Origin of the sequence: Pseudomonas sp. 2VD, from assembly GCF_005503585.1 — a bacterium.
Lineage (GTDB): Bacteria > Pseudomonadota > Gammaproteobacteria > Pseudomonadales > Pseudomonadaceae > Pseudomonas > Pseudomonas aeruginosa.
On sequence record NZ_SCND01000189.1, the window covers coordinates 1 to 11,575 of the forward strand.

The window sequence follows — 11,575 nt, forward strand, 5'->3', positions numbered from 1 at the left end:
CTGTTTCGGTGAGTCGCGGCGCACGAAGTTCCATCGGAAGGATCGCCAGCGTACCTATCGCTTCCGACAGGTCCTTGCAGATGAACTCCAGCGCTTCGCGCAGGTCCGTCGCAGAAGGGGCGCGAGCCCCCCAGTCGCCGTTTCGCCGTGCCGTTCCCCGCTGCCCGCGCCTTGCGCAGGGCCTCGGCGGTTCGAATCTCCTGCCCGTCCCTTCACGTCGGGAAGCCTGCGTTTCCCGAGAGGAGTGTTTCGCAATGGCCACCGCACTACGCTTCAGACCGCTGGACGCCTTCTACAACGTCCTCAACCCGGTTCCCTTCGGTTTCTTCGTCGCCGCCCTGGTCTTCGACGCCACCTATTTCGCCACGGCGGAGGTGATGTGGGGCAAGAGCGCGGCCTGGCTGATCAGTCTCGGCCTGCTATTCGCCATCCTGCCCTGCGTCGTCGACCTGTGCCGCGTATGGCTGCTGCGGCGCGCGGCAGTCGTCGCGGCGGCCAGGGTTTCCTCCTTGCTGAAGTTCGCCGGCATCGTCCTGGCCATCTTCAATGCCTTCGTGCACAGCCGCGACGCCTATGCGGTGATGCCGGCCGGGCTATGGCTGTCGATCGCGACGGTGCTGCTGCTGGCGCTGGGAGAGGCGCTCCTGGCGGTATCCGCGGAGGAGGTGGCGCATGGCTAGCCTCCACTCGCTGCGCCCCGTCGCGCTTGCCCTCGGCCTGGTCCTGGCCGGCTGCAACCAGGGGTCGCAGAACGATCCGCAGCAGCAGACCGGCGCCAATCCGGCGCTTCCGGAACCGAAGCACTTCCTTCTGCCGCCGATGAAGGTACCGGAAGGCGTGGGCTGGTCGGGAGAGGCCAAGCCGACGGTGGCCCAGGGCCTGAAGATCGAGAAGATCGCCGATGGCCTGCAACACCCTCGCCAGTTGCTGGTCTTGCCCAACGGCGATGTGCTGGTGGTGGAGGCCAACTCGCCCGGCACCGCGCCGGTGACCACGCCGAAGCAACTCATCGCGGGGATGGTCAAGGGGAAGTCCGGCAAGGCCGGCAAGGGCGGCAACCGCATCACCCTGCTGCGCCGAGCCGGCGCCGGAGGCCAGTGGCAGAAGTACGTGTTCCTGGAAGGGCTGGACTCGCCGTTCGGCGTGCAGCGGGTGGGGGATTACCTGTATGTCGCCAATACCGGGAACATCATGCGCTACCGCTACGTGCCGGGTGAAACCCGGGTCGCCGACCCGGGGATGGAGTTCACCGACCTGCCGGACACCATCAACCACCACTGGACCAAGGCGCTGCTAGCCAGTCCCGACGGGCGCAAGCTCTACGTGGGCGTCGGTTCGAACAGCAACATCACCGAGAACGGCGCGGCGATCGAATACCGTCGCGCGGCGATTCTCGAAGTGGACGTCGCCAGCCGCGGCAGCCGCATCTACGCCTCCGGCCTGCGCAACCCGACCGGCCTGCAGTGGGAACCGGTCTCCGGCAAGCTGTGGACCATCGTCAACGAGCGCGACGAGATCGGCAACGACCTGGTCCCGGACTACCTGACCTCGGTACGGGAGGGCGGCTTCTACGGCTGGCCCTACAGCTACTTCGGCCAGCACCTGGATTCGCGGGTGAAGCCGCAGCGTCCCGACCTGGTGGCGAAGGCCATCGTCCCCGACTACGCGCTGGGTTCCCACGTGGCCGCGCTGGGCCTGTTCTTCTACACCGGCAACGAGTTGCCCGAGCGCTATCGCAACGGCGCCTTCGTCAGCGAGCACGGCAGTTGGAACCGCTCGCCGGTCAGCGGCTTCCAGGTGGTCCATGTGCCGTTCGCCGACGGCAAGCCCGCCGGTGCGCCGCAGCCGGTGGTGACCGGGTTCGTCTCCGCGGACGAGAAGCAGTTGTTCGGCGCGCCGGTGGGGTTGGCGCAGGCGGCCGACGGCGCGTTGCTGATCGCCGACGACGTCGGCAACGCGATCTGGCGGGTGAGCGCCGCGGGCGCCGACTAGCGGCCCGCTCGACGGTGTCCGGGCCGGAGCTGGCGGTCCGGGCACGGTGCTGCGGTCCGGCGCAGTAAATCCGTGCGTCCCTCCTGCGTCTCCTGTGCATCCGATCCGCGAATGCCGCCCCGGGCGGCCGGATCGCCGGTTGCCAGTGGAACACCACCACGCCTTGAGGGTTGAAGACATGCACGTCGCCACCAGCGTCATCGAAGACCAGCCGCTCCGCGCCACCCCGGCGGAGGGCGAAACGCTCTACGAGTTCTCCCAGTCGCCCTTGCTGGAACGGCAAAGCCGCCAGGAGTCCAACGCGCGCAGCTATCCGCGGCGGATTCCGCTGGCGCTGAAGAAGGCCAGGGGGCTGCTGGTGGAGGACGTCGAGGGGCGTACCTTCATCGATTGCCTGGCCGGCGCCGGCACCCTGGCGCTGGGGCACAACCATCCGGTGGTGATCGAGGCGATCCGCCAGGTTCTGGCCGACGAGCTGCCGCTGCACACCCTCGACCTGACCACCCCGGTGAAGGACCAGTTCGTCCAGGACCTGTTCGGCCTGCTGCCGCCGGCGCTGGCCGCCGAGGCGAAGATCCAGTTCTGCGGCCCGACCGGCACCGACGCGGTGGAAGCCGCGCTGAAACTGGTACGCACCGCCACCGGGCGCAGCACCATCCTGTCGTTCCAGGGCGGCTACCACGGCATGAGCCAGGGCGCGCTGGGGCTGATGGGCAATCTCGGACCGAAGAAGCCGCTGGGCGCGGTGCTCAGCACGGGCGTGCAGTTCCTGCCGTATCCCTACGATTACCGTTGCCCGTTCGGTCTCGGCGGCGAGGCGGGGGTCAAGGCGAACCTGCACTACCTGGAGAACCTGCTGAACGATCCGGAAGGCGGCGTGCAGTTGCCGGCGGCGGTGATCGTCGAGGTGGTCCAGGGCGAGGGCGGCGTGGTTCCGGCCGATCTCGACTGGCTGCGCGGCTTGCGGCGGATCACCGAGCAGGCCGGGGTGGCGCTGATCGTCGACGAGATCCAGAGCGGCTTCGCCCGTACCGGCAGGATGTTCGCCTTCGAGCACGCAGGCATCGTCCCCGACGTGGTGGTGCTGTCCAAGGCCATCGGCGGCAGCCTGCCGCTGGCGGTGGTGGTCTACCGCGAATGGCTGGACAAGTGGCAGCCCGGTGCCCACGCCGGCACCTTCCGCGGCAACCAGATGGCCATGGCCGCCGGTTCGGCGGTGATGCGCTACCTGAAGGAACACGACCTGGCGGCCCACGCGGCGGCCATGGGCGAGCGCCTGGCCGAGCACCTACGCATCCTCCAGCGCGACTATCCGCAACTGGGCGATATCCGTGGTCGGGGGCTGATGCTCGGGGTCGAGATCGTCGACCCGCAGGGCGAGGCGGATGCCCTCGGTCATCCGCCGACCGACGGCGCCCTAGCCTCGCGGGTCCAGCGCGAGTGCCTGAGGCGCGGCCTGATCCTCGAACTGGGCGGCCGCCACGGCAGCGTGGTGCGCTTCCTGCCGCCGCTGATCATCGGCGCCGAACAGATCGACGAGGTGGCCCGGCGTTTCGCCCGCGCCCTCGGCGCGGCGCTGGCCGGCTAATTTTCCCGCCGGGCTTTTCGTTATCCAACGCAAGGGCCGTGCTGCGCGCGGCCGTTCGATCCCATCAGGAGCAAGCAATGACTTCAGTGTTCGACCGTGACGACATCCAGTTCCAGGTAGTGGTCAACCATGAGGAGCAGTATTCCATCTGGCCGGAATACAAGGAGATTCCCCAGGGCTGGCGGGCGGCCGGCAAGAGCGGCCTGAAGAAGGACTGCTTGGCCTACATCGAGGAAGTCTGGACCGACATGCGCCCGCTGAGCCTGCGCCAGCACATGGACAAGGCGGCCGGCTGAGTGGGCGGTACGCCCGTACGGCTGTTCTGCCTGCCGTATTCCGGCGCCAGCGCCATGACCTACAGCCGCTGGCGGCGCAAGCTGCCGGCCTGGCTGGCGGTGCGTCCGGTGGAGTTGCCGGGGCGCGGGGCGCGGATGGCCGAGCCGTTGCAGACCGACCTGGCGAGCCTGGCGCAGCAACTGGCGCGCGAGCTGCACGACGAGGTCCGCCAGGGCCCCTACGCGATGCTCGGCCACAGCCTCGGCGCCTTGCTCGCCTGCGAGGTGCTGTATGCCTTGCGCGAACTGGGTTGCCCGACGCCGCTGGGGTTCTTCGCCTGCGGCACCGCGGCGCCCTCGCGACGCGCCGAGTATGACCGCGGTTTCGCCGAACCGAAGAGCGACGCCGAGCTGATCGCCGACCTGCGCGACCTGCAAGGTACGCCGGAAGAGGTGCTGGGCAACCGCGAGCTGATGAGCCTGACCCTGCCGATCCTGCGCGCCGATTTCCTGCTCTGCGGCAGCTATCGTCACCAGCGGCGCCCGCCGCTGGCCTGTCCGATCCGAACGCTTGGCGGCAGGGAGGACAAGGCCAGCGAGGAACAGTTGCTGGCCTGGGCCGAGGAAACCCGCAGCGGTTTCGGACTGGAGCTGTTCGACGGCGGGCACTTCTTCATCCATCAGCGCGAGGCCGAGGTGCTGGCGGTCGTCGAGCGCCAGGTCGAGGCCTGGCGCGCGGGGCAGGGCGCCGCGGCGTTGTTGGTGGAGTCGGCGGCGATCTGCTGATGCCCGCGAGGGCGCCATAGGCCCTGCGGCGGGTCCGATGTCGACGAAAAAAAGGCCGGTGAGCAGCGCTCCCCGGCCTTTTTCGTTACGAGGCGCGGCTCAGCCTTTACCGGCCAGCAGCCCTTCGACTATCGCTTTCATGTCGCTTTCCAGGCCGGCCACCGGGTCCGCCGCCTCGGTGTCCACCACTACCAGGCGTGCGCCGCTGGCGGCGATGGCATCGGCGAGGGGCTTCGGTGGTTGGCGATGGTGCAGGACCAGGGCGATGTCCTCGCTCTTCAGCTCCTCGGCGAAAGCCTGGATATTGGTCTCGGTCCAGCCGTCGTCGGCCTGGATCTCCACGTCCAGCGGGTCCAGGTTGAGCCCGGCGAGCAGGTAGCCGAGGCGTTCGGAGAGGCTGATCACGCTGAGGTTGTCGGCCTTCGCCAGGCGAGTTTCGTTACTGGCGGTCGCTTCCAGCAATTGCTTCTTCAGCGTCGCCAGGTTGGCCTGGATGGTCGCTGCGGCGCCGGGCGCCAGGCGTTCCAGGTCGCTGGCAAGGACATCGGCCATGCGCCCCAGGTTGGTCGGGTTGAGCCAGGGGTAGGCATGCAGGTCGCTGCCGGGGCGCAGGGCGATGCCGGGTAGGGCGCCGTCCACCGGACGCGCGGCGTCGATCTCGACGATACGGATATTGCTACGGCGGGCCAGCGGGTAGAGCGGGTCGTCGCTCCAGATCGAGCGCAGGTCGATCACCGCGTCGGCCTGCCCGGCGGCCTTGGCCAGGCCGCCGGCGCCGCGCCCGGCGAAGAACGAGGCCTGGCGGCTGGCCGGCAGGTTGGCCGGGGCGACCCGTTGCAGCTTGACCTCGGTGTCCCGCAGCAGGCGTTCGGCGAGGGCGTGGGTGACCGGCAGGCTGGCCAGTACCGTGACTTGCGCGGACTGAGCCGCGGCCGGCGTCGCGGCGAGGGCCGGGAGCGGGCCGGCGAGTCCGGCGCAAGCCAGGGCCAGGGCGAGGCAATGGGGTTTCAGGTTCATCCGGGGGTTCCTTTCAGGTGCGGCAGGCAGCCGCGAGCGATGGCGGCGAGGCCGAAGGCCAGGCCGGCGACCAGGATGATCGCGGCGCCGGAGGGAATCGGCAGGTCGAACATGATCGGTAGCAGGATACCGGCCAGCGTGCTGACGGTGGCGATCAGCACCGCCAGCCAGAAGAACCCTTTCAGCGACTGGCTGACCAGGCGCGCCGCCGCCGCCGGGATCACCAGCAGGGCTCCGACCAGGATCGCGCCGATCACTTTCACCGCGGCGACGGTGACCAGGGTCACCAGGGCCACGAACAGGTAGTCCAGGCTCTTCACCGCGACCCCGCGCACCGCCGCCAGTTGCGGGTTGAAGCTGGCCAGCATGATGCGGTTGTACAGCGGCAGGGCCAGGCACGGCACCAGCACGGCGACCGCCGCCAGCACCGCGAGGTCATGGCCGTTCACGGTCAGCACCGAGCCGAACAGCACGTTCTCGAGGATATGCACGTTGATCTTGCCCGCCAGCACCAGCAGCAGGCTGGCGCCGAGCGCCAGGGACACCGAGAGGAACACCCCGATCAGGGTGTCCGGGGCCAGGCCGGTGCGGTTGCGCAGGTAGTTGAGCAGGACGCCGAACAGCAGGCAGTAGCCGAACAGGCTGCCGTAGGGCCCGGTGTAGGGCTCGCCGAGCAGGATGCCGATGGCCACGCCGGTGAGCGCGGCGTGGCCGACCGCCTCGGAGAAGAAGGCGAAGCGCTTGACCACCACCAGGGTGCCGAGGCCGCCGAGCACCGGGCCGATCAGCAGTCCGGCGAGGAGCGCGTTGACGACGAAGCCGTAGGCCAGGGTCTCCGGCAGGTAGCCGGCGGCGGCCCAGGCCTGGACGGCCTGGCGCAGTTGTTCGTAGGCGTCGTTCATCGGCTGGCCTCCGCGTTCTTCCGGGGCTGGGTGGAGAACAGCGTGAGCAGGCGTTCCGGGGTCAGGCTGCTGGCCGCCGGACCGTCGAACAGCAGGTGGCGGTTGAGACCGCTGACCCGGTCGGCGAGGCGGCCGACGGCCTCCAGGTCGTGCTCGATCCAGAGCACGGTGACGCCGGCCTGGCGCCAGTCCAGCAGCAGCCGCTCGAAGACCTGGATGCCGCCCTCGTCGAGGGCCGACATCGGTTCGTCCAGCACCAGCAGTTGCGGCGGCGGTACCAGGCCCTGGGCCAGCAGCACGCGCTGGCGCTCGCCGCCGGAGAGGGCGCCCATGCGCCGACCGCGCTTGGCCAGCATGCCGACCCGCTCCAGGGCCGCGTCGATCGCCGGGCGCCGGCTGCGCGACAGGCCGAGGAAGGCCGGACGGCGCTGGCACATGGCGGCCATGAAATCGTCGACGGTGAGCGGCAGGCCGCGGTCGAACTCCAGCGCCTGCGGCACGTAGCCGATGCAGCCGGGCGCGCCGGGCCACTCCAGGCGCAGCTCGCCGCGATGCGGCATCTGCCCGAGCAGGGTCTTGACCAGCGAACTCTTGCCGCCGCCGTTCGGTCCGACCAGCGCGTGCACGCTACCGGCCTCGACGCGCAGGCGCACGCCATCGAGGATGCGGCTGCCGCCGAGACTCAGGTCGATCCCGGCGAACTCGATGGCCGGCCCGCAAGGCGTGGCGCAAAGCCGTTCGGCCACGGTCATGCGCCGGACTCCTGGATGGCGCGGACCACGGTGTCGAGGTTGCGCGCCATTTCTTCCTCGTACTTGCCGGCGCTGTAATCGCCATAGGAAATGTGCGACAGCGAATAGAGCTTCACCCCGGACTCGCGCTGGATGGTCTCGACGTAGGTGGAGGGGAAGTCGATCTCGGAGAAGATCACCTTCACGTCCAGCGCCTTGAGCTGGTCGATGGTCTTCTTCAACTGGCTCGGACTCGGCTCGATGCCGTGGGCCGGCTCGACCACGGCGGTGACTTCCAGGCCGAATTCGCGCAGCAGGTAGTCGTAGGCGCCGTGGATGGTGGCGACGCGGAAGTCGGCGGCCGGGGCCTTGTTCAGCCGCGCCAGGGCGTCGGCGCGCAGGGCCCGCAGGCGCTTGGCGTAGGCCCGGGCGTTGCGGGTGTAGGCCTTGGCGTTGGCCGGGTCGAGCTTGCCCAGTTCGCGGGCGATGGTGTTGACCTGGGTGATCGAGGCGCTGATGGACAGGAAGGTGTGCGGGTTGACCACCTTGCCGGCGCCGCGCGCGGCCATGCCGGTGGCGGCCAGCAGCGGCACCTTGGCGTTGGCCTCGATCACCGGGATGCCGGGCTTTTCGCTGGCGGCGATCATGCGCTCGGCGAAATCGTCGTGGCCGACGCCGTTGAGCACCACCACGTCGAGCGTGCCGATGCGCTTGATGTCCTCGGCGCGCGGCTCGTAGGCATGCGGGTTGAAACCGGCGGGGATCAGCGGCACCACCTCGGCCTTGTCGCCGACGATGTTGCTCACGTAGCTGTAGTAGGGGTGCAGGGTGATGCCGATGCGCAGGCGCTTGCCGTCTTCGGCCTGGGCCAGCGGGGCGAGCAGGGCCAGCAGCAGGGCGGCCAGCAGGGCGCGGCCCGGGAGGAGGGCGGCGAGGCCGCGCGGACGGGATGAGCGACGGGAGAACAGCATGGAAAAACGCCTTCTGTGGAGTCGATGTGCGATCAATGGCGGTACTGACGGGTCACGCCGGCGTCGAAGCGGCTGACCACCTGGCGCCAGCCGGCGTCGGCCAGGGCGCGGGCGTCGCCCGGTACGGTGCCGGCAGCGGCCGCGGCGGGCTTCAGCCAGACTTCGGCGGGGCCGAGCAGCAGGAGGAACGAGCCGGCCACCTCGGGCTTGCCGCTGACGCCCAGGTAGCTCGGACGCCCGGCGGTTTCGCCGTAGCTCCAGCGGTGCTCGCCTCGGCTGCTCGCGGCGACGTCGGCGACGAAGGGCGGGAAGCCCTCGGCGGCCAGTTCGTCGACGGAGGGCGCGGCTTCGCCGTCGTCCAGGCGCGCCTGGATGTCTTCGGCGGCGACCTGCAGGTCGGCATAGATGCCCTGTTCGGCGGCATTCAGGTCGAGCCGGGCGTCCACTTGGTGGGCGTCCAGGGCTTGCGCTTCATGGGACTGCTGGCGCAGCCCGACCACCGTGGCGGCGAGGGCCAGGATCAGCACGCTGCCGAGCAATACGTAGAGGGTCTCGTGACCGGCGCCGGCCGGGCGGACGGTTTCGACGCTCATGGCGCGGCGATGTCGGCGTGGTCGATTTCCACCACGTGGCCGGGGCCGGCGTCGAACAGCACGTAGAACTCGCCGTCGGGACGCTTGAAGGTCAGGGTCGAGTCGGCGCCGAGCTTGCCGGGAACCAGGATCTGCTCGTCGTAGCCGATCACGTCGAGGGTTACGCCGGGGGCGCCGCTGCCGTCGGAGAATCCGCCCTTGCAGCGGATCTCGCCGGCCTGCACTTCCTCGCATTCGCAGATCGGGTTGTGCGCCAGGGCCGCGCCGCTCAGGCCGAGCAACAGGGCGGCCAGGGGCAGGCGCCAGGGGCGGGTGTGGATGCTCATTGCTTACCTCGTTTGTTCAGCCAGGCCACGGTGGCGGGGGATGCCTCGGCCAGGGGAATGGAAGCCTGGTGCATGGAGCCGTCCCAACCTTCCATGGTGATCCACAGCTCGGCATCGGGCCGGGTGCGCGGCGGGATCGGCACGCTGGTGCCCATGCGGTAGGGGCTGCCGAAGAAGATCACCCCGGCGGCACGCAGGCTGCGCGGCTTGCCGATGCGCAGGTAGGTCGCCTTGACCTGGGGAATGCAGGCCTGGCAGAGGGCGGCATTGAAGTCCTTCATGAAGCCGGCGGGGCCTTCGTCGTGCGGCGGTTCGATACGCCATTCGGCGAGCTTGAGACTCCAGGGGCCTACCTGGACTTCGCCGATCTCGCGTTCACCCAGTCCGCTGCTGCCAGAGAACAACGCCATGTCGGCGAAATAACGTGGCATGAAACCGAGCGGGATCAGGATCAGCAGAACGTTCAGGTGGAAACGCCAGCGCAGCCAGAACTGGCGCAGCGGCGAAACGGGCTGGGCAACGGCGGCCTTGCTCATGGCTGTCCCTCCGCGGTCTGGTTGGCCATTACCGGCGCCGGCTTGGCCGGTTTCGGCTGGCGCGCCGGGCGCTTGCCGCGCTTGACCAGCGCGGCGGTGGCCTGTGCGGTGCGCTTGCTCCAGATCAGCAGGCCGCTGAGCACCATCATGCTCAGCAGCAGGCCGAAGACGAACCAGATCAGCTTGACCCAGATACCGCCGAAATCGCCGGTGTGCAGGGGACGCATGGATTCGGTGACGAACTGCAGGGGGGTACGGTCGCTGAGCAGGCGGGTGGTTTCGATCTTGCCGGTATAAGGGTTCAGCGCGGCCGACTGGAACATGAGCGGATACCAGCCGCGTCCGGCCACGAACATCGGGCTGTAGGCGTTGCCGGGCAGGAACACCGCGCTGGCCTCCAGGCTGGGGATACGCCCGGTGACGAGCCGCACCGCCTCGTCCAGCTCGATGTATGGAACCTTCTGACCGGGTGCGGCGCGGGGCACGTCGGCGCGTGCGATGACCGGAGGGATGCCGTCGTTGGTCAGGGTGACGTGGTTGTCGGCAAGGATGGCCTGGATCAGGAACCAGGTGCCGGTGATGGAAATCAGGGCGATGAACCAGATCGACCAGATGCCGCTCAGGCGATGGAAGTCGCCCCAGAAGATCCGGGCGCCCTGGTTGATGCGTAATCTGGGTTTGAGAAAGCCCTTCCAGAATCGTTTATAGACCACCAGCCCGGTGATGAGCGATGCCAGCATGGGGAGGCCGAGCAGCGAGACCATGTACCAGCCCCAGCTGTAGCCGTTGTTGAACGGAACCAGCCACCATCCGTGCAGGGCACGGGTGAACTGACGAAAGTCGAAGGAGGGGCTTTCGCCCTGGATGGCGCCGGTGTAGGGGTTGATGTACAGGGTCGCCTCGCTGCCGCCGGGATAGCTGACCTCGGCAGTAAGGGCGAAATGCTCTTCGTCGGGGCGCTGGATGGATTCGACCAGGAGGTCCGGTTGGGCTTCGTTGATCGCCTTCAGGACCTGGCTGAAGCTGAGCGGCTCGGCATCTTCGTAGGGCTTGCTGGCCCGGACGTCAGGGTTGGCCAGCCAGACGATCTCCTGGCTGACCACCGCCAGGGTGCCGGTGACGCAGACGATCAGGACGAAGAACCAGATGGGCAGGGCCAGCCAGCTGTGGACGAGGAACCAGAGTCTGGAGCGGGACTTTTTCGACATGAGGCTAACGGTAGGTTAGGGGTCGTGGGCACCGACCATGGGTTGCGGGGACTGGATGCGCCCCGTTCATCCATATAGGACGAATGAGGCCGGTAGAACCTGAAGGGGAAGATGAAAGCAAATGTTTCGCAGTTGCTTTCAGCCTGGTGCCGGCGGCTTGTCCGAGGGCTTCCGTAAACGCCTGATGGCTATGCAAAAAAACCGATCGGCCAAGGTGCGACCGGAAGTCGCTGTCCGGTTAATTTTCACGATGTGTCGTCCGTTTCACATGAATGACCGAGCCCCGCGCTCGTTGCCCATGTGCACGGAAGAAGACCGATGAACGCAGAAGATTCCCTCAAGCTCGCCCGCCGCTTTATCGAACTACCCGTTGAGAAGCGTCGGGTCTTCCTCGAAACCCTGCGAGGGGAGGGAATCGATTTCTCGCTGTTCCCGATTCCGGCCGGCGTGTCTTCGGCCGAGCGCGACCGCCTGTCCTACGCCCAGCAGCGCATGTGGTTCCTCTGGCACCTGGAGCCACAGAGTGGCGCCTACAACCTGCCCAGCGCGGTGCGCCTGAACGGACCGCTGGATCGCCAGGCGCTGGAGCGCGCCTTCGCCAGCTTGGTGCAGCGTCATGAAACCCTGCGTACCTCTCTCATATACACATC

At 68.3% G+C, this 11,575-nt stretch carries 14 protein-coding genes; 6 read left to right on the forward strand and 8 right to left on the reverse strand.

What is annotated here, in order from left to right; translation table 11 throughout:
• Nucleotides 1-254 precede the first annotated feature (254 nt).
• From FFS27_RS19695 to FFS27_RS19715, 5 genes are all read left to right on the forward strand, one after another.
• Entirely contained in the window at nucleotides 255-680 is a 426-nt protein-coding gene (locus FFS27_RS19695) for a hypothetical protein (protein WP_003111287.1), read from the forward strand.
• Entirely contained in the window at nucleotides 673-1,992 is a 1,320-nt protein-coding gene (locus FFS27_RS19700; RefSeq protein ID WP_023091741.1) for a PQQ-dependent sugar dehydrogenase, read from the forward strand. Before FFS27_RS19695 ends, FFS27_RS19700 begins: the two co-directional genes overlap by 8 nt.
• Nucleotides 1,993-2,170: 178 nt before the next feature.
• Nucleotides 2,171-3,580 (forward strand): aspartate aminotransferase family protein, encoded by a 1,410-nt coding sequence (locus tag FFS27_RS19705; protein WP_003089638.1) that lies wholly within the window; start codon nucleotides 2,171-2,173, stop codon nucleotides 3,578-3,580.
• A gap of 77 nt (nucleotides 3,581-3,657) precedes the next feature.
• Nucleotides 3,658-3,876, forward strand: a complete 219-nt coding sequence (locus FFS27_RS19710) for an MbtH family protein (protein ID WP_003089636.1) — start codon at nucleotides 3,658-3,660, stop codon at nucleotides 3,874-3,876.
• Nucleotides 3,877-4,641 (forward strand): thioesterase II family protein, encoded by a 765-nt coding sequence (locus tag FFS27_RS19715; protein WP_021264830.1) that lies wholly within the window; start codon nucleotides 3,877-3,879, stop codon nucleotides 4,639-4,641. It abuts the gene before it with no gap.
• Between the two features lie 99 nt (nucleotides 4,642-4,740).
• Here FFS27_RS19715 and FFS27_RS19720 read toward each other — a convergent pair whose 3' ends face one another.
• Genes FFS27_RS19720 through FFS27_RS19755 form a run of 8 tightly spaced genes read right to left on the reverse strand, consistent with a single transcriptional unit; the run spans nucleotide 4,741 to nucleotide 10,925 of the window.
• Nucleotides 4,741-5,658, reverse strand: coding sequence for a metal ABC transporter solute-binding protein, Zn/Mn family (locus tag FFS27_RS19720; protein ID WP_003111290.1), 918 nt, complete (start codon nucleotides 5,656-5,658; stop codon nucleotides 4,741-4,743).
• On the reverse strand, nucleotides 5,655-6,560 hold the full coding sequence (locus tag FFS27_RS19725; RefSeq protein WP_003106903.1) for a metal ABC transporter permease: 906 nt from the start codon (nucleotides 6,558-6,560) through the stop codon (nucleotides 5,655-5,657). The genes FFS27_RS19720 and FFS27_RS19725 overlap by 4 nt, the downstream gene beginning before the upstream one ends.
• A complete protein-coding gene (locus FFS27_RS19730; RefSeq protein ID WP_003106905.1) occupies nucleotides 6,557-7,312 on the reverse strand; it encodes a metal ABC transporter ATP-binding protein in 756 nt (251 codons plus the stop codon). Before FFS27_RS19730 ends, FFS27_RS19725 begins: the two co-directional genes overlap by 4 nt.
• Entirely contained in the window at nucleotides 7,309-8,262 is a 954-nt protein-coding gene (locus tag FFS27_RS19735; RefSeq protein WP_023101236.1) for a metal ABC transporter substrate-binding protein, read from the reverse strand. Before FFS27_RS19735 ends, FFS27_RS19730 begins: the two co-directional genes overlap by 4 nt.
• A 32-nt stretch (nucleotides 8,263-8,294) precedes the next feature.
• Nucleotides 8,295-8,855: a DUF6162 family protein gene (locus tag FFS27_RS19740; RefSeq protein ID WP_023101237.1), complete on the reverse strand. Its 561-nt coding sequence runs from the start codon at nucleotides 8,853-8,855 to the stop codon at nucleotides 8,295-8,297.
• The gene (locus FFS27_RS19745; protein ID WP_003089624.1) at nucleotides 8,852-9,181 is read right to left on the reverse strand and encodes a hypothetical protein; all 330 of its coding nucleotides are present in this window, start codon (nucleotides 9,179-9,181) and stop codon (nucleotides 8,852-8,854) included. Before FFS27_RS19745 ends, FFS27_RS19740 begins: the two co-directional genes overlap by 4 nt.
• The gene (locus tag FFS27_RS19750; RefSeq protein ID WP_003111932.1) at nucleotides 9,178-9,717 is read right to left on the reverse strand and encodes a hypothetical protein; all 540 of its coding nucleotides are present in this window, start codon (nucleotides 9,715-9,717) and stop codon (nucleotides 9,178-9,180) included. Before FFS27_RS19750 ends, FFS27_RS19745 begins: the two co-directional genes overlap by 4 nt.
• Nucleotides 9,714-10,925, reverse strand: a complete 1,212-nt coding sequence (locus tag FFS27_RS19755) for a PepSY-associated TM helix domain-containing protein (protein ID WP_003106912.1) — start codon at nucleotides 10,923-10,925, stop codon at nucleotides 9,714-9,716. The genes FFS27_RS19750 and FFS27_RS19755 overlap by 4 nt, the downstream gene beginning before the upstream one ends.
• Nucleotides 10,926-11,243: 318 nt before the next feature.
• Between FFS27_RS19755 and FFS27_RS19760 the strand changes: the two genes are divergently transcribed.
• Nucleotides 11,244-11,575: condensation domain-containing protein (locus FFS27_RS19760; RefSeq protein ID WP_256659557.1), on the forward strand; the 332-nt coding region annotated here is incomplete at its 3' end.

What these genes read in the sequence shown, in the direction of transcription:
- FFS27_RS19755 (WP_003106912.1), bottom strand. Translation starts at nt 10,925, where the DNA reads ATGTCGAAAAAGTCCCGCTCCAGACTCTGGTTCCTCGTCCACAGCTGG.
- FFS27_RS19725 (WP_003106903.1), bottom strand. Translation starts at nt 6,560, where the DNA reads ATGAACGACGCCTACGAACAACTGCGCCAGGCCGTCCAGGCCTGGGCC.
- FFS27_RS19710 (WP_003089636.1), top strand. Translation starts at nt 3,658, where the DNA reads ATGACTTCAGTGTTCGACCGTGACGACATCCAGTTCCAGGTAGTGGTC.
- FFS27_RS19705 (WP_003089638.1), top strand. Translation starts at nt 2,171, where the DNA reads ATGCACGTCGCCACCAGCGTCATCGAAGACCAGCCGCTCCGCGCCACC.
- FFS27_RS19720 (WP_003111290.1), bottom strand. Translation starts at nt 5,658, where the DNA reads ATGAACCTGAAACCCCATTGCCTCGCCCTGGCCCTGGCTTGCGCCGGA.
- FFS27_RS19745 (WP_003089624.1), bottom strand. Translation starts at nt 9,181, where the DNA reads ATGAGCATCCACACCCGCCCCTGGCGCCTGCCCCTGGCCGCCCTGTTG.
- FFS27_RS19700 (WP_023091741.1), top strand. Translation starts at nt 673, where the DNA reads ATGGCTAGCCTCCACTCGCTGCGCCCCGTCGCGCTTGCCCTCGGCCTG.
- FFS27_RS19730 (WP_003106905.1), bottom strand. Translation starts at nt 7,312, where the DNA reads ATGACCGTGGCCGAACGGCTTTGCGCCACGCCTTGCGGGCCGGCCATC.
- FFS27_RS19750 (WP_003111932.1), bottom strand. Translation starts at nt 9,717, where the DNA reads ATGAGCAAGGCCGCCGTTGCCCAGCCCGTTTCGCCGCTGCGCCAGTTC.
- FFS27_RS19695 (WP_003111287.1), top strand. Translation starts at nt 255, where the DNA reads ATGGCCACCGCACTACGCTTCAGACCGCTGGACGCCTTCTACAACGTC.
- FFS27_RS19740 (WP_023101237.1), bottom strand. Translation starts at nt 8,855, where the DNA reads ATGAGCGTCGAAACCGTCCGCCCGGCCGGCGCCGGTCACGAGACCCTC.
- FFS27_RS19735 (WP_023101236.1), bottom strand. Translation starts at nt 8,262, where the DNA reads ATGCTGTTCTCCCGTCGCTCATCCCGTCCGCGCGGCCTCGCCGCCCTC.